Origin of the sequence: Cloacibacterium rupense (assembly GCF_014645495.1) — a bacterium.
Taxonomy (GTDB): Bacteria; Bacteroidota; Bacteroidia; order Flavobacteriales; family Weeksellaceae; genus Cloacibacterium; species Cloacibacterium rupense.
Window position 1 is genome coordinate 214,935 of sequence record NZ_BMLV01000002.1, and the last position, 21,588, is coordinate 236,522.

Here is a 21,588-nt window from a genome sequence, read left to right on the forward strand (position 1 = left end):
TAATCCAAAAGAATTAGCTTGCTTTTATTGTTCTATAAATTATCCTTTCTTACCAGCCTGGGTTTTGCTGTGCTGCTAAAGTTGGATTCGCACTTGTCTCTAAAGTTGGTAACGGCCAAACAAATCTATAATCTGAATATGCTAAAGAAGCAACATCACCTGTTTTGAAAACATAAGGAATTCCAATTTTATAATCAGCAGCAACTGGATTAGCTCCATTTTTGTACTTCTGAGGAACTCCACTTATAGGCGCTACGTCATCATGCTGAAGTCTGTGAATTGTATTCCATCTTAAACCCTCTGCTAGGAACTCAACTCTTCTTTCTAAAAGTATTGCCTTTACTGCATCAGTTTTATTGGCAAAAGCACTATACTGCTCTGTTGCAGGATTTGCTAAAGACCTATTTCTAACCGCATTTAAATCCGCAAGATAACTAGCATCGCTTAATCTAGCCTTAGCTTCTGCTCTATTTAATAGAACTTCAGCATATCTTAATAAAGGTGATGCATCTGATAAAGTAGAAGTATCTTTATATTTATTAGTAAATAAAACTCCTGACACACTTAAAACCATAGATGCCCCTCTTCTTTTATCAGTAGCTAACCAACTTCCCTCATTCCAAATTACAGGACTAATTGCGATTAAACGTCTTCCATTATATTGAGAAGCTAAGGCTCCATTAACTCCAGGATTATTTGTAGCAGAATTTTCCAGAGAAAATATACTTTCAGTATTACCATAATTATTCGAAAATGGAGTATTAGGATCAGAAGACAACGCATATTTTCCATTTAATTTATCTGCTTCTGTTATAACCTTCTGATAATCACCCTTACTCAAATACACCCTTGTTTTAAGCGCAATTGCAGCTTCTTTAGACGCATAAACTATCGCATTTTTGGCAGATTTTGTAGTCTTAGAAAACATATAACTTTCTGCAGTATCTAAATCTGAAATCAACTGAGTGTAGTTTTCTGCAACTGTACCTCTCCCTAATGTAGCATTTTCTTCAATTGTTGCTACAGAATTACTTGGTTTTAACCTATACGGAACACCTGGATGAGTTGCTCCAGAAGTATATTTATAGGGTCTAGCAAAAAAATTCAATAATTCATAATGACTAAACGCTCTAAAAAACAAAGCTTGCCCAATGTAATCTTTTCCTTCAGCTTCCGAAATCGTTCCTTTTGCTATTGCTTTTGTAATACCGTCTATAACAAGATTAGCTCTATTTACCAGTCTATATGTATCAATCCAATAGTAAACAGTATTCAAAGCCCCTGAAGGATCCCAAGTATTAGTGTAAGTTATTGCATAGAAAGAAGCTGTATTTACCATATCCTCTCCTCTCATGTCATTTTGTTCAAAATAAGCTGCTCCAAACGGATACCCTCTAGCTGCTCCATTATATTGACCAACTTGAGCTGCCTGATACATTCCATTTACTGATAAAATAATATTTTCCCTTGTATCAAAAGCTACGTTTTCGCTAATTTGATTATATGGCTCTAAATTTATTACATTTTCTTCCGTACAAGAATTTAGTAAAAGAGTAACGAAGAACAAACCTATAAATACTCCTTTTATTTTTTTAATTTTTATTAATTTCATCTTTATAAATTTTAAAACGTTGCGTTAATACCTATTGAAAAAGTCATTTGCCTAGGAATTGAATTATAGTCCATTCCTTGATTTTCCATTTCCGGATCGATTCCTTTGTACTTTGTAAACATTATTGCATTTTGTAATACTGTATAAACTCTAAATTTGCTAAGTCCTATTTTTTCTATTAACGACTTTTCTAGAGAATAACCTAAAGTAATATTGTCTATTTTAATAAAATCTCCTTTTTCTACAAACCTTGAGTTGGCTACTCCCTCTAAATTAATAAAATTACCTTTAGTTCCATATAATCTAGGAGTCAAACCATCACCTGGGTTAGTTACGCTTTGCCATCTTCCAAGTATTTCTGTTCCGTTATTATAAAAATCTTGATTCAATAAATCTCTTCTCGTAACATTAAATATTTTATTACCTCCACTAAATCTTGCCATTACACCAAAATCAAAACTTTTGTAATTAAGGGTAGTGTTTAATGCTCCATAATATGTAGGCAAAGTATTTCCTAAAATCTGCTTATCCGCATCACTCAAAGAAGATTGAGCTCCTAACACAGTTGGATTTGATGGATCAAACAAATAATATGTACTATTAGCTATGTTTCCTTGAACTAAAGTACCATTAGCTTTGTAGTATACTGGATTTCCGTTAGCCATATTTACACCCCAATATTTATATCCATACAATGACCTTAAGGACTCTCCTTCTCTTGTCAAGTAAGCAGTTTGTCCGTTCAAAGAACCAATAATATCTTTGCCGTCAACTAGGGTTAAAACTTTGTTATCAATCAAAGTCAAATTACCACTAATATTCCAAGTAAAAACATCATTTTTAACGATATCAGCACCTAATGAAAATTCAAAACCTTTGTTTTCCATCGATCCAATATTTTTATTAATTGAATTCCCTGGAACCCCTAAAGAAGGAGATAATGGAACCGCAAGAATTAATCCATCATTCTTGTTAATAAAATAATCAGCACTTAAAGTGATTCTATTGTTTAGGAAACCAAAATCAGCTCCTATATTCTTTTTGACATTTGTCTCCCACTTTAATTGATCGTTCCCTGCTTGCGAATACCCAATTCCTGTATAATCAGCATATTTAAAACTACTATATAAACCAAGATATGGATAGTTTCCTATATCCGTATTACCAACTTTACCATAAGATGCTCTAAGTTTTAAATCTGATAAAATTTTATTTCCTTTTAAGAAATTTTCATTAGACACCGTCCAACCTAAAGATAATCCTGGGAAATTCCCCCATTTATTTGCCGTTGGTAATGAAGACAGACCGTCTCTTCTTATAGTTCCTTGTACAAAATATTTGTTGGCAAAATTATAACTTAATCTGGCAGCATATGATATTAAACCATTTTCAGAGTTTGCTCCACCAGAAAATTGTGTAGTATAAGATCCAGATATCAAACCTACTTCACCAAAAAAATCACTTGATAAACCTTGTCCTTGACCAAAGAAATAGTTACTTTTTTGTTTTTGATATTCATTTACGAGTACCAAATTAAAGTTATGATTTTCACCAAAGCTCTTTTTTAAATCTAAAATATTTTGAACATTCCAACGATCTAAATTTAAATAATTATTATCTATATACCCCCCTCTTGAAAAACCATCTCCATGAACTCTATTCCAATATAAAAACCCAGTTGTTACAGATCTATCTTTACTTACTTGTAATTTGTAACTAAGCCAATCTGTTACTTTTACATCAGCTGCAATACTACCAATAAATCTTGTTAAATCAGATTGGTATTTATTATTATTTACTATATATGCTATATTGGTCAAATTACTTGTAATTGGAATAATATTATCCCATTGACCAACATAACTAGCAGTACCAGCGGTATATATATTATATCCAGTTGGTGTTCTAGAGTCATAAATAGGAGTATTTGGCAGTTGTCTTATTGCACTAAACATGGCACCTGATATTGAATTAACTCCATTGTTTAATCCTTTATATTGTGTCTCAGAGTACGAAAGATTAGAAGATAGCTTTAACCAATTTGTTACCTTTTGATCAGCATTCATTCTTACAGAGATTCTTTCCATTCCATTAGGCTTAATCACACCTTCTTGATTAGTATAACCAAAAGAAGCATAATAACTACCATTACCTAATCCCCCTGTCATAGATAGAAAATGATCTGACTGTACTCCAGTTCTCAAAACCGCATCCTGCCAATCAGTATTAAATGCATTCCCTTTAGCCCAAACAGAATTGACTGCTGAAGCCTTTTCATTTGCTATTGTTAAAAAATCTGTTGTTTGTAATAAATCAAATTTCTTTACAACTGATGCAATACTGAACTGATTATTATATGAAACCGAGAACCTTCCTGATTTCCCCTTTTTAGTAGTAATTAAAATAACACCATTAGCAGCTCTTGAACCATAAATTGCTGTAGCAGCTCCATCTTTTAAAACGGTCATTGTCTCAATATCAGATGGATTTATATCTCCTAATGCATTTGCTGCTGTATTTCCACCTCCCGTATCACCTGAAAAGATAGGAACCCCATCTACTACATACAAGGGACTGGTACCAGATGAAATAGAGTTAATCCCTCTAATTCTAATTCTTGGAGCCGCACCAATTTCACCTGAACTAGTGGTTACTTGAACCCCAGAAGAACGCCCAGCTAACTGCGCTTCAAAAGTTGGAGTATTCAAATTTGCAATTGCTTCACCTTTTACAGTTGAAACAGAAGATGTTACATTAGATTTTTTTTGTGTTCCGTAGCCAACTACTACAACTTCTTCAATTTCTTTTTCGCCCTTTTCTTTGGTTTGTTGTGCCATAACTGTTACTCCCCCCAAGAAAAAAAGGGCACCAACCGTTAGCGATTTAATTTTTACATTCATATTAACTAATTTTAATACATTTTTGTCAAAAATGTTAATTAATTTTAACATGAACAAATAAATTTTATCTATTATCCTTATTTATTTTCTAGAAACTCTTTTTAGTCAAATGTTATAAAAATTAATTTATCAATGAAAAACGAAATAATTTAAAATTAAGAAAAAATTAAACAGCCAAAATCATTAAAATTCGAACACATCAACAATTGTCTTTTTTTTATTTAGAATTAATGTAAATTACATCGGGTTGCAAATTACGATTATAGACAAAAAAAATCGACTTTTTTAGAGTCGATTTTCAAATTCTATTATTTAGAATAATTTATTTCAGTTTTTTCTTAACTGCTATTTCTTCGTAAACTTCTAAAATATCTCCTACTTCTATGTCATTATAACCTTTGATGTTCAATCCACATTCATAACCTTTGGTTACTTCTTTTACATCGTCTTTGAAACGTTTTAATGATTCTAGTTCACCGTCATATTTCACAATTCCGTCTCTTAGCAGTCTTATTTTAGAATTTCTAGTTACTTTTCCAGTTAATACCATACAACCTGCAATAGTCCCCACTTTAGAAATTTTGAATGTTTCTCTGATTTCTACGTTACCTATTACTTGTTCTTTGATTTCTGGTGAAAGCATACCTTCCATCGCTTCTTTTACCTCATCTATTGCAGCATAGATTACAGAATATGTTCTGATTTCTATTTCTTCTCTATCTGCTAATTCTTTTGCATTAGCCCCAGCTCTTACGTTGAAACCAATCATAATAGCATCTGATGCTGCTGCCAATAGAACATCTGATTCGGTAATCTGACCTACACCTTTATGAATAATATTGATGCTGATTTCTTCGGTTGACAATCTTTGTAATTGATCTGATAATGCTTCTACTGAACCATCTACGTCACCTTTTAAGATAATATTCAATTCTTTGAAATCACCCAATGCAATTCTTCTTCCTAATTCGTCTAGGGTAAGGTGCTTTTTGGTTCTGATGGTTTGCTCTCTTTGCAATTGTTCACGTTTATTGGCGATAGATTTTGCTTCTCTTTCGTCTTCATAAACTTTAAACTTATCACCAGCAGTAGGCGCTCCGTCTAGTCCTAGTACTGTCACTGGAATAGAAGGTCCTGCTTCTTTAAGCTGTCTTCCTCTTTCATCTAGCATGGCTTTCACTTTACCGTGATTTTTACCGGCTAAAAGATAATCTCCTACTTTCAAAGTTCCACCTTGTACCAAAATGGTAGAAACATAACCTCTACCTTTGTCTAGAGAAGCTTCTATTACCACACCATTAGCTGTTTTATTTGGGTTGGCTTTCAGTTCAAGCATTTCAGCTTGTAAAAGCACTTTTTCTAATAACAAGTCTACATTATTACCAAATTTTGCAGAAATTTCTTGAGACTGTACACTACCTCCCCATTCCTCAACTAGGATATTCATACCTGAAAGTTGTTGACGAATGTTGTCTGGGTTAGCATTAGGCTTATCTACTTTATTGATGGCAATAATCATAGGTACACCTGCCGCTTGGGCGTGAGCAATAGCTTCTTTGGTTTGAGGCATCACATCATCATCCGCAGCTACTACAATAATTACAATATCTGTAACCTGAGCACCTCTGGCTCTCATCGCAGTAAAGGCTTCGTGACCTGGTGTATCTAAGAAAGTAATTCTTTGACCACCTTCTAATTTCACATTATAAGCACCAATGTGCTGTGTAATACCACCACTTTCACCTGCAATTACGTTGGTTTTTCTCACATAATCCAGCAATGATGTTTTACCATGGTCTACGTGCCCCATCACCGTAACTATTGGTGCTCTTGGTAATAAATCTTCTTCAGAATCTACTACTTCTTCCGTAGCTTCAGATTCTAAATCTGCATCTGCAAATTCAATTTTATATCCGAATTCATCAGCCACCAAAGTCAGAGTATCAGCCTCTAAACGTTGGTTCATGGTCACCATTACTCCTAACGAGAAACAAGCAGAAATTACTTCTGTAGCACTCACATCCATTAGAGAAGCCAATTCAGAAACGGTAATAAATTCGGTTACCCTTAGTGTTCTGTCTGCTGCCTCTAGTTCTTGTTGTAGCTCATCTTGCTCTCTACGGAAAGTTCTTTTTTCTTTTCTATATTTAGCCCCTTTAGACTTACCACCTTTATTGGTAAGTTTTTCTAAAGTTTCTTTAATTTGATTTTTGATTTGCTCATCAGTAAGCTCTACTGGCATTACTTTTTCTCTAGCACCTCTTCCTTTCTGATTTTTACCACCTCTAGAACCTCCTTGGTTACCTTGACCACCTTGACCTTGTGGGCGGTTATTGTTGAATGGTTTTTTATCTCCACCTGCACCACCACCTTGTTGGTTAGGTCTATTTCCTCCTGCATTATTTCCTTGCTGTTGGGTTTGCCCTTGTCCTGGTTGAGCTGGCCCATTATTGATTCTCTTTCTTTGTTTTTTCTTAGACTTATCAGATGGTTTTGAAGGTCTATTTTGAAATTGAGAAAGGTCTATTTTTTCGGTAGAAATAATTTTTGGACCGTCTAGTTTTTGATAAACCGTTTCTATTTTTTCGGGAGTATCAAATTCTACTTTGGTAATTTCCTTTGGCTCTTCTTTTTTTACCACAGATTGTGGTTGAGGTTTCGGAGCTTCTGGTTTTTGTTCTTTTTTGAATTCAGGCTTTGGAGTTTCTTTTTTAGGTTCTTCCTGTTTTTTAGGAGCTTGAGTTTTTGCTTTAGGCTCTAGCTGAGAAAGATCTATTTTATCTAAAACTTTGAATTCTTGTTTTTCAACTTCTGGAGTTGCTGCTACTTCTTGTTTAGGCTCTTGCTTCGGTTCAGGAGTTGGCTCTGTCGGCACTTCCTTCACTTCTTCTTTAGGCGCTGGCTTATTAGCATCCAAGTCTATTTTACCCAGCACTTTGGTTTCGTTTACGCTAGGCGCTTTGGCTCTTATGACCTCAGGTGTTTTTTTGTCTTCTAGTTCTAGTTTTTCTTCAGGAACTTTAGAAATCACCACCTCATGAGAAGCTTTACGTTGTTCACCATCTTTGGCGAACTCAGCTTCTAATGCAGAATATGCCGCTTCTTCTAATTGAGCGTTAGGATTAGTCTCCACTTCGAAGCCTCTGGATTGTAAAAACTCTACCAATCTAGACATCGAAATATTGAATTCCTTTACCGCTTTGTTTAATCTAATTTTTGGCATTCTATTTTGTTATTTTCTTATTGGGCTTTGTACCTTGTTAATTTTAATTGTTAATCTTTAGCTGCTAAAATACATGAGATATTAATCTTCAAATTCTTCGCTAAGGATTTTCTTTACCTCTTCGATGGTTTCTTCCTCTAGGTCTGTCATGTTTACCAATGCTTCGGTGTCTTTATCTAAAACACTTTTCGCGGTTTCTAGACCTACTTTTTTGAACTCATCAATAATCCAACTTTCTATTTCATCATTAAATTCATCAAGCTCTACGTCATCATCAGCTTGTTTTTCTCTGTAAACGTCTATATCATAACCAGATAACCAAGAAGCTAGCCTGATATTTTGACCTTGTTTACCAATTACTTTAGAAATCTCTTCCACAGGTGTATATACCAATGCGTAGTTGTCTCCTTCATTGATTTCAACTTTATTGATGGTAACATTGCCTAAAGCTCTTCTCACTAAAATTTCTGAGTTTTTAGACCACTGAATAACGTCTATATTTTCGTTTTTCAATTCTCTTACCACACCGTGAATTCTAGACCCCTTCACGCCCACACAAGCACCTACTGGGTCTATTCTGTCATCATAAGCATCTACTGCTATCTTCGCTTTTTCACCAGGAATTCTCACTACTTTTTTCAAGATGATGGTGCCGTCTTGAATTTCTGGAATTTCTAGTTCTAATAATTTTTCTAAAAATTTAGGCGCTGTTCTAGAAACAAAAATCTGAGGTTTAGACCCTTTGAAATCTACGGTTTCTATTACTGCTCTTACGTTATCTCCTTTTCTGAAGAAATCAGAAGGGATTTGATTTTCTTTTGGTAAGATGTACTCATTGCCTTCATCATCTAGCAAAATAACATGTTTGTGACGTATGTGATGTACCTCACCTACTGCCAACTCACCAATTCTGTCTTTGAACTGCTCATACAACATCGCATTGTTATGCTCTTGCAATTTGGTTGCCAAAATCTGTTTTAGGGTAAGAATACTTCTTCTACCTAACTGTGCTACAGGAATTTCCTGTGTATATTCTTCGCCCACTTCAAAAGTAGGGTCTATTTTCTTAGCTTCAGAAATTTCTATTTCTAAGTCATCATCTTCAGACATTTCGTCTTCTACGATTCTTTTGTTCAAAAATATCTGAAAGTCACCTTTATCAGGGTTTACAATCACGTCGAAATGGTCATCAGAATCGTATCTTTTTCTCAAAAGAGTCTTCAACGAGTCTTCAATAATCGCCATTAAATCAATCTTGCTGATTCCTTTTTCGTCTTTAAAATCTCCAAAGGATTCAATCAACGCTATATTGTCCATCTTATATTATTTTTAAGGTATAAAGTTTAAACTGAGTTAAACTAAAATTTTATTATTATCAATGCTTTTTTAATATCTGTATAAGGAATTTCTCTTTCTTCTACTACATCTTCTTTTCCTTTGCCTATCAATTTTGGTCTTCTGTATCTAAGGGTAAGGGTTACTTTTTCTTCATCTACTGCGGTAATTTCGCCTTCTACTTTTTCATCATTGTTCAGAAGAAGGTCTACTTCTCTGCCCAAATTCTTTTTGTATTGACGGGGGAACTTTAAAGGTTCGCTCAATCCTGGGCTCATTACTTGTAGAGAGAAATCGTGCTCTTCTCTGTCTAGGTTAAACTCTATGGCTCTGCTGGCATCTAGGCAATCTTGAAGTGTAAGACTCTCATCACCATCTAGAATCACCGTGATATCAGAAGAGGCAGATATTTTTAACTCTACCAAATACAAGTCTTGTCTTGTTTCCAAGAACTCATGAACCAGTTGCTCTACCTTTGTTCTAAAATCCATAATACACTATTTCTGAATATGACCAAAGCCACATTCGTTAAAACCTGGCTACGAAAAAAGGCTTTCTTCCGAAGGCCCTTTCATTTCTTATCCGTTAATCTGGTGCAAATATACTACTTATTTTGTATCTGTGCAAATTATAGGGTTCTATGAGCGCAGAATAGGGTAAAATAGAAGTTGCATTTTTCATGCACTATCCATACACTATCCATACACTATCCATACATTATCTATGCCTTTGGTATGGCTTTGATGGGAAGGGGGTGAAGTGGGGAGTAGAGAGTTGGAAGATGATTGATGTTAGATGATTGATGAATGATGGATGATGGATGATGGATGGATTTTAAATTTTAATCAAATTAGATTGAGGTATTGATAAAAAAAAGTATAAAGTGATAAAAACGTGATTTTTTTCAAAAATAAGTTATATTAATTTGATTAACTTTGCAGTAAATCTTAAAATTTAGAAAATTGAATATATCTATTGTAGGTACAGGCTATGTAGGCTTAGTTACCGGAACCACTTTAGCGGAATTAGGGAACACTGTATTCTGTGTAGACATCGATGAGAATAAAGTAGAAAGAATGAAGCAGGGCATTGTTCCTATCTATGAACCAGGCCTTGAGGAGATGTTCTTAAGAAACATTCAAGCTAAAAGATTATTTTTCACCACAGATATCAAAGAAGCCCTAGACCAATCAGACGTTATTTACCTAGCCCTACCTACTCCACCAGGAGGAGACGGCAGTGCAGATTTGTCTTTTGTATTGAGTGTAGCCAACCAAATTGGTGAGATGATCACCAGCTACAAAGTGATAGTGAATAAATCTACGGTACCTGTAGGCACGGCTGACAAAGTAAGAGCCGTGATTTCTTCTAAAACAGACATCCCATTTGATGTGGTTTCTAACCCAGAATTTTTGAGAGAAGGTTTTGCGGTAAAAGATTCTATGAACCCTTCTAGAGTGGTGGTAGGTTCTTCTTCTGAGAAAGCCAAAGAAATCATGGCCAAAATCTACCAACCCTTTACCAATACAGGAGTTCCTATCATCTTTATGGATGAAAAATCTTCGGAACTTACTAAATACGCAGCGAATTCATTTTTAGCGGTAAAGATTACTTTTATGAATGAAATTGCCAATTACTGTGAAAAAGTAGGAGCAGATGTAGACAAAGTAAGACTTGGGATGGGCAGTGATGATAGAATTGGTCACCGATTCTTATTCCCAGGGATAGGATACGGAGGAAGTTGTTTCCCGAAAGATGTAAAAGCATTGATAAAATCTGGACACGATGAAGACTTCACATTCAAAATTCTAGAAGCTACTGAAGAGGTCAACAAAAAACAAAAAGTAATCTTGGTAGATGAAATCGAGAAATATTTCGGTACGCTAAAAGGTAAAAAAATAGCCATGTGGGGATTGGCCTTCAAAGCCAATACCGATGACATCAGAGAAGCATCATCTCTAGACAACATTGAAATTTTATTAGAAAAAGGAGCGCAGATTGTTGCCTATGACGCGATTGCTGAAGACAATGTAAAGAAAATCGTTGGCGACAAAATTGCCTACGCTCCAGATATGTATACTGCTCTAGAGGGCGCAGATTGTTTGCTTATCGCTACAGAATGGAGTGAATTTAAAAATCCTAATTTTGAATTGATGGCAGAAAAACTCAACAACAAAGTCATCTTCGATGGTAGAAATATGTTTTCTATGGAACAAGTAGAAGATACAGGATTCTATTATAAGTCAATTGGTAGAAAAACGATTGGTTGATTGATTTGTTAAAACGTTAAATTGTTAGAGGGTTAAAAAGCTAATTGATATTAAATCATGGGTAAAAAAATAAACGCTCAAAAAGATTTGAAAGTATATCAAGAATCTTTACTCCTTGTAATTCCTTCAACTATTAACTTCACTTTTTAAAAACAAAGACCTTAAAAATAGAATTTACTTTAACAAAAAATGCTTTAAAAACTCATTTCATCTTTAAAAGATAAAAACAAAACATTTTAATTTTATCGCATTATAACTTTCTAAGAAAAAATGAAGAACATTATCATCACCGGAGGAGCGGGTTTTATTGGTTCACACGTGGTGCGTGAATTTGTAAACAATTTACCACAAACCAATATCATCAACCTTGACGCCCTCACCTACGCTGGGAATTTAGAAAATTTAAAAGATATAGAGCACCTTTCTAACTATTTTTTTGAAAAGGCAGACATCACCAAGCCTGAAGAACTGCGCAAGGTTTTTGAAAAATACCAACCAGATGCCATCGTGCATTTGGCAGCAGAATCTCATGTAGACCGCAGCATCACTGACCCTAATGCATTCATCAACACCAATGTGATGGGAACGGCAAACCTGCTGAATTTGGCTAAAGAATTTTGGACATTAAACCCAGACCACCAGCATGGTAATTTCCCCGATGAGCCTAGAACCAACCTTTTCTATCACGTTTCTACCGATGAAGTGTATGGTGCGTTAGGTGAGACAGGCTTCTTCACCGAAGAAACTTCTTATGACCCGAAGTCTCCCTACTCTGCTAGCAAAGCTGCCAGTGACCATTTGGTAAGAGCCTACGGAAACACCTATGGTTTGCCGTTTGTTATTTCTAACTGCTCTAACAATTACGGCCCTAATCACTTTCCAGAAAAGTTGATTCCGCTGTGTATTCATAATATTATCAATGAAAAACCACTTCCTATCTATGGAGATGGCAAATACACCAGAGATTGGCTGTTTGTAATCGACCACGCCAAAGCCATTTTCCAGATTTTCCATGAATCTAAAACCGGGAAAACCTACAATATTGGGGGCTGGAATGAGTGGCAAAATATCGATTTGATTAAAGAGCTCATTAAACAGATGGACGCAAAACTCGGAAGGCCAGAAGGGTATTCAGAAAAATTGATTACCTTCGTTAAGGACAGACCGGGTCATGATAAAAGATATGCCATAGATGCTACCAAGTTGAATGAAGAACTGGGCTGGAAACCTAGTGTAACCTTTGAAGAAGGATTGGCAAAAACGATTGATTGGTTCTTGGAAAATGAGCAATGGCTGGAGAATGTAACGAGTGGGAGCTATCAGGAGTATTATGCTTCGCAATATACAAATGACTCTAATTAAACTCGAATTTCTCTAATTGTGGAAGATAAAATTATATACAAAAACGAAAGTTTAAGATTATCGGACTATGTATGAATATTCATTCCATCATGGGATTTGGCTTTTTGGAAGCGGTTTATGCAGAAGTTTTAGAAAAAGAATTTATTAAAAACTGTTCTTTTGTCTTGAAACAAAAGAACCAAAAATTCAAGACTGGAAACTCCAGCTAAAATTTCAAATAATTTCCTAAAATTTCCAAAACTCGGGCGGAAAGAAGTTTTTATCTATTTAAGATATTTTTTGCCGCCACTCAAACAGTGGAAATTTCTTAACGGAAACTATTTAAAATTTCTTAACGCTTACGTTTCCTAGGTCATAACTATTTTAACAATAAGAAACTATACATGCTCAATAGCCTAACAAAACAAAAAAACTCAAAATGAAGGGAATTATACTTGCCGGAGGTTCTGGCACCAGATTGTATCCATTGACCATAGCGGTAAGCAAGCAACTGATGCCTGTTTATGACAAACCTATGATTTATTATCCGCTTTCTGTATTGCTTTTAGCGGGAATTAGAGAGATATTAATTATCACAACTCCGCAAGACCAAGAAAGTTTTAAAAAGTTATTGGGAGATGGTTCTTCTATTGGTTGTAGATTTGAGTATAAGGTACAACCTAGTCCAGACGGATTGGCGCAAGCCTTTATTTTGGGAGAAGAATTCATTGGCGATGATTCTGTAGCCTTGGTATTGGGAGACAATATTTTCTATGGCAGTGGTTTGCCTCAATTGTTAGCAAGTAAAACCGATGTACAAGGTGGTTGTGTATTTGCTTATCAAGTTTCAGACCCCGAAAGATATGGCGTGGTAGAATTCGATGACAATTACAAAGCGATTTCAATAGAAGAGAAACCTGCACTTCCCAAGTCTAACTATGCAGTACCTGGTTTGTATTTTTATGACAATACAGTGGTAGAAATTGCCAAAAACCTAAAACCCTCACCCAGAGGTGAATTAGAGATTACTGATGTCAACAAAGTCTATTTAGAACAAGGGCAACTAGAAGTCGGGGTAATGTCTAGAGGAACGGCATGGCTAGATACAGGCACATTTGATTCTCTGCACGAAGCCTCAGAATTTGTAAAAGTTTTAGAAAAAAGACAAGGTTTCAAGATTTCATGTATCGAAGAAATTGCCTATAAAAAAGGATTTATCGATAAAGCTCAGCTTTTAATTGCCGCTGAGAAATATGGTAAAAGTGGGTATGGAGCGTATTTGAAAAAATTAGCATAAGCTATATCCATTAAAAAAGCTTTTAAAATGATGGCTTTAGGCTCTGATTTGAAAGATTTTTGATATTTTTGTCTATTCATCGATAATATAGAAAATTATAAAAACACGAATGAAACATAAAAACGAAGAATGGACCAACGTTATCAGCTCAGACCACTCTCTATTTAAGCTCAACTTAAAAGAGGTCTGGGACTATAAGGACTTGGTTTATATGTTTGTGAAGAGAGATTTTGTCTCTAGTTTTAAGCAAACCATCTTAGGGCCGTTGTGGTTCTTTATCAATCCTATACTTACAACTATTGTTTTCACCTTAGTTTTTGGTGGGATTGCCAATCTACCTACAGATGGCATACCTCCTATTCTATTTTACTTGGCAGGCAATACCCTTTGGGGATATTTCAGCACAACGATGATGAGCGTTTCTAATGTTTTTACGGGTAACGCTAATGTTTTTGGCAAAGTCTATTTCCCTAGGTTGGTATCGCCAATTGCTACAATAATCTCTAGTTTTATGAGATTAGGGATACAGCTATTGCTATTTTTTATGGTATTGAGCTTTTTTCTTTACAAAGGCGTGGTACATCCTAATCTATGGGCATTGCTATCTCCTATTCTTATTATATTCCTAGCTTTATTTTCTCTAGGATTAGGCATGATTTTTTCTTCGCTCACCACCAAATATAGAGACCTTGCTCTACTGCTCAATTTTGGAGTGAGTTTATACATGTGGTTTACCCCCGTTATATTACCCACCTCTTTGGTAAAACAAAAACTAGGCAGTTATGGCTTTTTAGCAGACCTCAATCCGCTAACCCCAATTTTTGAGTGTTTCAAATATGGATTTATTGGTTCTGGAGATTTTGACATGATTAGATTGCTAATTAGCTTTCTATTTATCATTGCAATTTTGTTATTAGGAATCATCATTTTTAACAAATCTGAAAAGTCATTTATTGACACTGTATAACGATGAGTAATATTGTAATAAAAGCGGAGAACATCTCTAAGCAATACCGTCTTGGTCAAGTAGGCACAGGAACTATAGCCCATGACCTGAACCGTTTTTGGCACCAGATACGAGGCAAAGAAGACCCCTATCTAAAAATAGGAGAAGCCAATGATAGAAGTACCAAAGGTAGTTCTGATTATGTATGGTCATTGCAAGATATTAATTTCGAAATAGAGCAAGGCGATGCTGTAGGCATTATTGGGAGAAATGGTGCGGGTAAATCTACCCTGCTTAAGTTGCTAAGCCGAGTAACCAAACCCACCACTGGCAAAATCTACACCCAAGGCAGAATAGCCTCTTTGCTAGAAGTAGGCACGGGTTTTCACCCAGAGATGACGGGTAGAGAAAACATCTACCTGAATGGTGCTATTCTAGGGATGACGCGCAAGGAAATCACAAGAAAATTTGATGAAATTGTAGATTTCTCAGGGGTAGAAAGGTATATAGACACCCCTGTAAAGCGATATTCTAGTGGTATGTATGTTCGTTTGGCCTTTGCCGTTGCCGCCCACTTAGAATCTGAAATTTTGATAGTAGATGAGGTATTGGCGGTAGGAGATGCCGAATTTCAGAAAAAATGCCTAGGCAAAATGGGCGATGTAAGTAAGGGCGAAGGCAGAACGATTTTGTTTGTGAGTCATCAAATGGGAGCTATATCAACTTTATGTAAAAAGTGTTTATTACTTGAAAAAGGAAAAGTAATAAACTATGGTAAAACCAATTCAATAATAGAAGAATATTTAAGCCCAAGTAATGGACAATTAAATAATAGTAATTCCTACATAGCAAAAAACACTTTAAAATCCAATAAAAACGTATTCTTTAAAAGCATAGATACTTTTAATTCAAGAAATATTATCACAGATTCTTTTGGTTTTAATGAACATATTAAAATTAAAATAAACTTAAGTGTAAAAAATGATATAAAAAACATTATCTTAGGAATTGGCATTCAAGATAAATTTAATGTACGTGTTGCAACATTTATGAATGAATTAAGTGATTTAAATATTAATCCAATTAGTAAAGATAATTGGGAAGTCGTAGTAGAGCTGCCTAAAGAAGTGATTGCACCTAATTCTTACAGTTTTATTTTTGCACTATACATATATAACGGTGAAATTTTTGATATTATTGAAAACGTATGTCCAATAAAAATTTATGATACAGGAACCATATTTTCAAAATATGAAGGATTAGATTATGGAAATATAATTGTAAAAGCAGATTGGAAGGTTAATTAATGAAAAAAATAAAAATTTATATTTTTAATATTTTTTATGCTTTTTTTGAGGAAAGCATGAGGTTATATGACTCAAAAAATCAAAAAAAATTAGAAAATTTTTATCGAGAAAATGCTACTATTGGAATTGGCACAAGAATATTTGAAGAAGCATCAATAAATAATAATTTAGATGATAAATCCAAAATAAAGATTGGAAATAATTGTGATATCAGAGGAAATTTATTAACATTTGGACATGGGGGTGAAATAATAATTGGTGATTATTCTTTTATAGGTGAAAGAAGTAAAATTTGGTCAGCTAAGAAAATCACAATAGGCGATAGGGTTTTAATTTCTCATAATGTAAATATACATGACAATAACTCACACCCTCTTGATTCTAAATTAAGACATGAAGATTTTAAACATATAAAATCAATTGGTATGCAAAAAAACAATAATTTAAATGAGCTAGAAATAATTATTGAAGATGATGTTTGGATTGGCTTTAATGCCACAATTTTAAAAGGTGTAAGAGTTGGAAAAGGTGCCATTATTGGCTCTAATACAATAGTAACAAAGAATATCCCAGAATACGCCGTATGTGTCGGAAATCCAATGAAAATAATCAAATATACAAGATGAAAATATTAAAAAAATTTCGCTCAGTAATAGATAGCTTTTATAAATTTGAGAATGATTTCAAAAATTTTAAAAATCAATATAACCTAGATTTATATAGCTATAAAAACCCAAAAGTGAATCTAGGGGAAATTCAGGCAAAGCTAAACAACAAAACACTTGAAATCAACTCATTAAGCGAAGTAGAATTTCAAGTGTTCTCTCAGTTTGGAGATGATGGCATTATTCAATGGCTAATAAATTATTTAGATATCGATAATAAGACTTTTGTTGAATTTGGGGTAGAAAAATACATTGAAGCAAACACACGTTTTTTACTATTCAAAGACAAATGGAGTGGATTAGTAATAGACGGTGATCAAAGAAATATAGATTTTATAAAAAATGATGTAGTTAGTTATTTTTTTAATTTAAAATCAACTTGTTCTTTTATCACTAAAGATAACATATCTGATTTAATAAAAACTAGGGGATTTAATGATAACTTAGGCATACTAAGCATTGATATAGATGGTAATGATTACTGGATCTGGAAAAATTTAGATGTAAATCCTATTATAGTAATTTCAGAATACAATGCGGCATTTGGTTTAAACCACTGGACTATTCCATATAAAGAAGATTTTGTTTGGGATAAAGAAAAAAACATGTACTATTGGGGTACATCACTAGCTTCTCTATGTGACTTGGCAGAAATTAAAGGATATAGTTTTATTGGGTGTAATTCACATGGAAATAATGCTTATTTTATTAGAAATGATAAATTGAAGGGGTTAAAAAAAATATCATATAAAGAGGGATTTCAAGAAGCAAAATTTTCATTAAGTAGAGATGAAAAAGGTGAACAATATTCAAAGAAAGAAAAAATGTCTTTCTTAGTAGGTAAGCCTATTTACAATACATCAACTAATTCTATTGAAATAATAAAATGAATTCTAAGCCAGAACTTATCATCTTCAGCCAAAACCTAATGGGGGGAGGCTCTAGTTTTCATAGAAATATGTTAGCTAATATGCCTGATGATTTTTTTGATATAAAGTGCATATACCTAGACCCATTACATTGGGTAGCTGCAAGAACTACTGATTTAGTATTAAAAAAAAATGACATTATTTTTGCTTTTGATTCAGAGCCAGAATATAAAACTGCAAAAAATTTACACCAACATATTTCTAATAAAAAAGGTGCAATCGTAGCTAATTTACCCCAAGAACTGCAGTCTCTAAACTACTTTTGGAAACCAAATAAAACAGTCTATTTTATTTGTCATGATGCTGGTTTTCTATATTTATGCAAGAAATATGATTACTTAATAGATATATTTATTGCACACAATTATCAAGTTTATCAAGATATTATCAAGTTACTTCCTCATCGAGAAAAAGAAGTATATTTTATACAACACGGAGTAACAGTTCAAAATTTTGAAAAACCAAAAAATTTAGTTCACAATCTTAATATTGTCTTTTTAGCTCGTCATGTAAAGATAAAAGGCATCTATGACCTTCCAAAAATTGATGATCATTTAAAAAAACAAGGTATTGATGTAAATTGGACTATATTAGGAGATGGTGAAGAGAGGATAAATTTTATTGAAAATGTAAAAGATAGAAATAACTTTTCATTTAAAATTCCAAATACATCAGAAGAAATTATTTGCATATTAAAGAATCAGGACGTTTACGTTTTACCATCAAGTCATGATGGCCTTCCCGTTTCTATGTTAGAAGCCATGAGTGTAGGATGTGTTCCGATAGTATACAATTTCAGTGAAGGAATTAAAAAGGTTGTTACATCAGAAATTGGTGCTGTTTTAGAACTTGAAGATTATATTGGGATTTCTGAATTTATTAAGAAATTACATCTTGATAGAAATCTACTTTCTTCAATGAGCACAAATTGTATAAAAAAAATAAATAGAGAATTTGATATTAAAAAACAAGCAAACGAATATTTTAAATTATACAAAAAATATAAAACCCTAAAAAACAGAAAACTATCTTTACAAAAAATTGAAAATAGATATCCTAATAGCAGATTGATTAATTTCATTTTAAGAGTAATTAAAAAAATAAATAGGGTATTGTCATGATAAAAAGAATATTAAAAAATCTATTTTTTAAAAAGCCTAAAACTTTATGCTCATTTGAGGTTTATAAAAATTATATTGAAATTAACACATCGACATTTTTAAAAAACTCAACTATTCGTTTTGATGCAACAGAAAAATTAGAGAAGAGAAAATACCTTAAAATTGGTAAAAAAGGAATAATATCGAGCAACTATATTTTTGAAACCGAAAAAGGTGAAATTATTATAGGAGATAATGTTCACATAGGTGGCGCAACAATGATTTGCAGAAATAAAATTGAAGTAAAAGACGATGTGACTATGGCTTGGGGAATTACGCTTTATGACCACAATTCACATAGTATTTATTGGGAAGAAAGAAAAAATGACAATCACCAATGTTATGAAGATTATTTAAAATATCAAGGAAATAATATAGTAAATAAAGATTGGAGCAACGTTATCAGTAAACCAGTCATTATAGAATCAAAAGTATGGATTGGTTTTGACGTAACCATATTAAAAGGTGTAACGATAGGAGAAGGCGCTGTAGTAGGAGCTAAAAGCGTAGTCACAAAAGATGTGGAACCATGGACAGTAGTTGCTGGTAATCCAGCAGTAGTTGTTAAATATTTACCAGAATATAAAAAATGAAAATCTTAATAATCGGTTCTAAAGGATTTATAGGCAAGCATGCTTATGACTATTTCACCAAAAAAAACGAAGATGTTTATGGTGCAGATGTTTCTGTGGACTATGCTAATCCTAAATATTTTACCATCGATAGCACCAATAGTGATTTTACAGAAATATTTGGAAATCATCAATTTGATGTTTGTATCAATTGCAGTGGTGCTGCTAGTGTACCAGATTCTCTAGTTCATAGTCTTAGAGACTTTACCCTTAACAGTTTAAATGTTTTCAAAATTTTGGAGAGTATAAAAAAGCATACCCCAAACTGTAAATTAATCAATCTATCTAGTGCTGCTGTTTATGGAAATCCTAAATCATTACCCATAAAAGAAACAGACGCTTTACAACCGGTATCGCCTTATGGATTTCATAAAAAATTTTCAGAAGATATACTATATGAATTTCACCATTTTTTCGGTTTACAATGTTGCTCTCTGAGAATTTTCTCTGCTTATGGAGCTGGCCTTTACAAACAAATTTTTTGGGATTTATATCAAAAAACAAAAACACAAAAAGACATTCAGTTATTTGGCTCTGGCAAAGAGACTCGAGATTTTATCAATATCATTGACATCCTTCAATCTATAGAACTAATTATAAAAAACGGAAGTTTTTGTGCAGATGCATACAATATTGCAAATGGCGAACAAATAAGCATCAAACAAATAGCAGACTTAGTATTAAAAGAACTCAACTATGAGGGAAGCTTATCTTTTACTGGGATTGAAAGAGAAGGAGACCCATTGTATTGGGTGGCAGATATTGAAAAAATGAAAAAACTAGGCTATCAAAAACAGATAAGCATAGAAGAAGGAATAAAATCTTATATAAAATGGGCAAAAGAATTGTAATAAAAATAAATTATCAATATAATGAAGATTGGATAGGAGGTTCATATTATATCCAAAACCTTATCCATGCCCTTAATACCCTAGAGGATTCTAAAAAGCCATCCTTATTAATACATTCTTCTAATGAAAATGCAATAAATGAACTAAAAAGTATTACAAACTATCCTTATTTAAAAAGATATAGTTTTAATAATCTAAATATTCTACAAAGAGGAATCAACTACTTTAGTAGAAAAATTTTAAAAATAAACATATTTAGATTATTTCCTGACTTTTTATTTGCATTTCCATCATCATATCATGAGAGAGAGCAATTAGAGAAACAGATATTTTGGATTCCAGATTTTCAAGATAAATACTTGCCTCATTTTTTTTCAGAAGAAGAACTGAAAAGTAGAGATTCAGCATATACTTTTATTCAAAATAATGCGCAGCACGTATTATTTAGCAGTGAAGACGCCCAAAATGATTTTAATACTTTTTATAAGGATGCTACTCCAAAACAATATGTACTAAACTTTGCTAGTTTTCATCAAGATGAAAATTTGCCTTCAACAATAGATGTTCTAGAAAAATTTTCAATTACAGGAGAATATTTTTTGTGTAGTAATCAATTTTGGATTCACAAGAACCACACGATTGTCCTAAAAGCAATAGCCCTTTTAAAAAAAGAAGGGAGAAATATTTGCGTCGTATTTACTGGTAAAGAAAATGATTATAGAAATCCTGATTATTATTCTAACCTTAGAAAAAAAGTAGTAGAATTAGATATTGAAAACAATGTGAAATTTTTAGGATTCATCGATAGAAAAGATCAGATTGTATTATTAAAAAACTGTAAAGCCATCATTCAACCATCTCTTTTTGAAGGATGGAGCACCGTAAATGAAGATGCTAAAGCAGAAAACATTTTCATACTCGCTGCAAATCTTAATGTAAATAAAGAACAGCTAATAAATTACCCGAATTATAAACTATTCAATCCTAATGATGAAAAAACATTAGCACAAGAGATAATGAATGATAATTTTACAATAAAGGAAATAGATTATAAACAAAATATTAAAAAATTTGGATTAGATTTTTTAAAAATTATAGAACATTTTGATAAACCATAAGT

17 protein-coding genes are annotated in these 21,588 nt (G+C 33.2%); 12 read left to right on the forward strand and 5 right to left on the reverse strand.

All coding sequences use genetic code 11. The features are described 5' to 3' along the window. Window positions 1-49: 49 nt before the first annotated feature. From IEW40_RS04960 to rimP, 5 genes are all read right to left on the reverse strand, one after another. A complete protein-coding gene (locus tag IEW40_RS04960; protein WP_229663382.1) occupies window positions 50-1,567 on the reverse strand; it encodes a RagB/SusD family nutrient uptake outer membrane protein in 1,518 nt (505 codons plus the stop codon). Between the two features lie 56 nt (window positions 1,568-1,623). Continuing rightward, on the reverse strand, window positions 1,624-4,563 hold the full coding sequence (locus IEW40_RS04965) for a SusC/RagA family TonB-linked outer membrane protein (RefSeq protein WP_229663383.1): 2,940 nt from the start codon (window positions 4,561-4,563) through the stop codon (window positions 1,624-1,626). Between the two features lie 271 nt (window positions 4,564-4,834). Beyond that, window positions 4,835-7,735, reverse strand: coding sequence for a translation initiation factor IF-2 (gene infB, locus IEW40_RS04970; protein ID WP_188616975.1), 2,901 nt, complete (start codon window positions 7,733-7,735; stop codon window positions 4,835-4,837). Between the two features lie 81 nt (window positions 7,736-7,816). After that, on the reverse strand, window positions 7,817-9,052 hold the full coding sequence (nusA, locus tag IEW40_RS04975; protein ID WP_188616976.1) for a transcription termination factor NusA: 1,236 nt from the start codon (window positions 9,050-9,052) through the stop codon (window positions 7,817-7,819). A gap of 41 nt (window positions 9,053-9,093) precedes the next feature. Next, window positions 9,094-9,561, reverse strand: coding sequence for a ribosome assembly cofactor RimP (gene rimP, locus IEW40_RS04980; protein ID WP_188616977.1), 468 nt, complete (start codon window positions 9,559-9,561; stop codon window positions 9,094-9,096). A gap of 471 nt (window positions 9,562-10,032) precedes the next feature. Between rimP and IEW40_RS04985 the strand changes: the two genes are divergently transcribed. From IEW40_RS04985 to IEW40_RS05040, 12 genes are all read left to right on the forward strand, one after another. Beyond that, window positions 10,033-11,340 carry a UDP-glucose dehydrogenase family protein gene (locus IEW40_RS04985; protein ID WP_188616978.1) on the forward strand — a complete coding sequence of 436 codons (1,308 nt, stop codon included), beginning with the start codon at window positions 10,033-10,035 and terminating at the stop codon, window positions 11,338-11,340. A 270-nt stretch (window positions 11,341-11,610) separates the two neighbouring features. Next, window positions 11,611-12,702: a dTDP-glucose 4,6-dehydratase gene (gene rfbB / locus IEW40_RS04990; protein ID WP_188616979.1), complete on the forward strand. Its 1,092-nt coding sequence runs from the start codon at window positions 11,611-11,613 to the stop codon at window positions 12,700-12,702. Between the two features lie 59 nt (window positions 12,703-12,761). After that, window positions 12,762-12,911 (forward strand): GxxExxY protein, encoded by a 150-nt coding sequence (locus tag IEW40_RS14260; RefSeq protein ID WP_373283779.1) that lies wholly within the window; start codon window positions 12,762-12,764, stop codon window positions 12,909-12,911. Window positions 12,912-13,120: 209 nt separating this feature from the next. Continuing rightward, a complete protein-coding gene (gene rfbA / locus IEW40_RS05000) occupies window positions 13,121-13,978 on the forward strand; it encodes a glucose-1-phosphate thymidylyltransferase RfbA (protein ID WP_188616981.1) in 858 nt (285 codons plus the stop codon). A 109-nt stretch (window positions 13,979-14,087) separates the two neighbouring features. Beyond that, window positions 14,088-14,945, forward strand: coding sequence for an ABC transporter permease (locus tag IEW40_RS05005; RefSeq protein ID WP_188616982.1), 858 nt, complete (start codon window positions 14,088-14,090; stop codon window positions 14,943-14,945). Window positions 14,946-14,947: 2 nt separating this feature from the next. Beyond that, window positions 14,948-16,231: an ABC transporter ATP-binding protein gene (locus tag IEW40_RS05010; protein ID WP_188616983.1), complete on the forward strand. Its 1,284-nt coding sequence runs from the start codon at window positions 14,948-14,950 to the stop codon at window positions 16,229-16,231. Then, the gene (locus tag IEW40_RS05015) at window positions 16,231-16,857 is read left to right on the forward strand and encodes an acyltransferase (RefSeq protein WP_188616984.1); all 627 of its coding nucleotides are present in this window, start codon (window positions 16,231-16,233) and stop codon (window positions 16,855-16,857) included. The genes IEW40_RS05010 and IEW40_RS05015 overlap by 1 nt, the downstream gene beginning before the upstream one ends. Further along, complete coding sequence (locus IEW40_RS05020) at window positions 16,854-17,786, forward strand: hypothetical protein (protein ID WP_188616985.1); 933 nt, start codon at window positions 16,854-16,856, stop codon at window positions 17,784-17,786. The genes IEW40_RS05015 and IEW40_RS05020 overlap by 4 nt, the downstream gene beginning before the upstream one ends. After that, window positions 17,783-18,946 (forward strand): glycosyltransferase family 4 protein, encoded by a 1,164-nt coding sequence (locus IEW40_RS05025; protein ID WP_188616986.1) that lies wholly within the window; start codon window positions 17,783-17,785, stop codon window positions 18,944-18,946. Before IEW40_RS05020 ends, IEW40_RS05025 begins: the two co-directional genes overlap by 4 nt. Continuing rightward, window positions 18,943-19,578, forward strand: coding sequence for an acyltransferase (locus IEW40_RS14230; protein WP_188616987.1), 636 nt, complete (start codon window positions 18,943-18,945; stop codon window positions 19,576-19,578). The genes IEW40_RS05025 and IEW40_RS14230 overlap by 4 nt, the downstream gene beginning before the upstream one ends. Next, a complete protein-coding gene (locus IEW40_RS05035) occupies window positions 19,575-20,468 on the forward strand; it encodes an NAD-dependent epimerase/dehydratase family protein (protein ID WP_188616988.1) in 894 nt (297 codons plus the stop codon). The genes IEW40_RS14230 and IEW40_RS05035 overlap by 4 nt, the downstream gene beginning before the upstream one ends. Continuing rightward, window positions 20,450-21,586, forward strand: a complete 1,137-nt coding sequence (locus tag IEW40_RS05040; RefSeq protein ID WP_188616989.1) for a glycosyltransferase — start codon at window positions 20,450-20,452, stop codon at window positions 21,584-21,586. Before IEW40_RS05035 ends, IEW40_RS05040 begins: the two co-directional genes overlap by 19 nt. Window positions 21,587-21,588: the final 2 nt, after the last annotated feature.

Bases quoted from the DNA above. Each gene is read 5' to 3' on its own strand.
- IEW40_RS04965 (WP_229663383.1), bottom strand. From the start codon at position 4,563: ATGTTAAAATTAATTAACATTTTTGACAAAAATGTATTAAAATTAGTT.
- infB (WP_188616975.1), bottom strand. From the start codon at position 7,735: ATGCCAAAAATTAGATTAAACAAAGCGGTAAAGGAATTCAATATTTCG.
- nusA (WP_188616976.1), bottom strand. From the start codon at position 9,052: ATGGACAATATAGCGTTGATTGAATCCTTTGGAGATTTTAAAGACGAA.
- rimP (WP_188616977.1), bottom strand. From the start codon at position 9,561: ATGGATTTTAGAACAAAGGTAGAGCAACTGGTTCATGAGTTCTTGGAA.
- rfbB (WP_188616979.1), top strand. From the start codon at position 11,611: ATGAAGAACATTATCATCACCGGAGGAGCGGGTTTTATTGGTTCACAC.
- rfbA (WP_188616981.1), top strand. From the start codon at position 13,121: ATGAAGGGAATTATACTTGCCGGAGGTTCTGGCACCAGATTGTATCCA.
- IEW40_RS05005 (WP_188616982.1), top strand. From the start codon at position 14,088: ATGAAACATAAAAACGAAGAATGGACCAACGTTATCAGCTCAGACCAC.
- IEW40_RS05010 (WP_188616983.1), top strand. From the start codon at position 14,948: ATGAGTAATATTGTAATAAAAGCGGAGAACATCTCTAAGCAATACCGT.
- IEW40_RS05015 (WP_188616984.1), top strand. From the start codon at position 16,231: ATGAAAAAAATAAAAATTTATATTTTTAATATTTTTTATGCTTTTTTT.
- IEW40_RS05020 (WP_188616985.1), top strand. From the start codon at position 16,854: ATGAAAATATTAAAAAAATTTCGCTCAGTAATAGATAGCTTTTATAAA.
- IEW40_RS05025 (WP_188616986.1), top strand. From the start codon at position 17,783: ATGAATTCTAAGCCAGAACTTATCATCTTCAGCCAAAACCTAATGGGG.
- IEW40_RS14230 (WP_188616987.1), top strand. From the start codon at position 18,943: ATGATAAAAAGAATATTAAAAAATCTATTTTTTAAAAAGCCTAAAACT.
- IEW40_RS05035 (WP_188616988.1), top strand. From the start codon at position 19,575: ATGAAAATCTTAATAATCGGTTCTAAAGGATTTATAGGCAAGCATGCT.
- IEW40_RS05040 (WP_188616989.1), top strand. From the start codon at position 20,450: ATGGGCAAAAGAATTGTAATAAAAATAAATTATCAATATAATGAAGAT.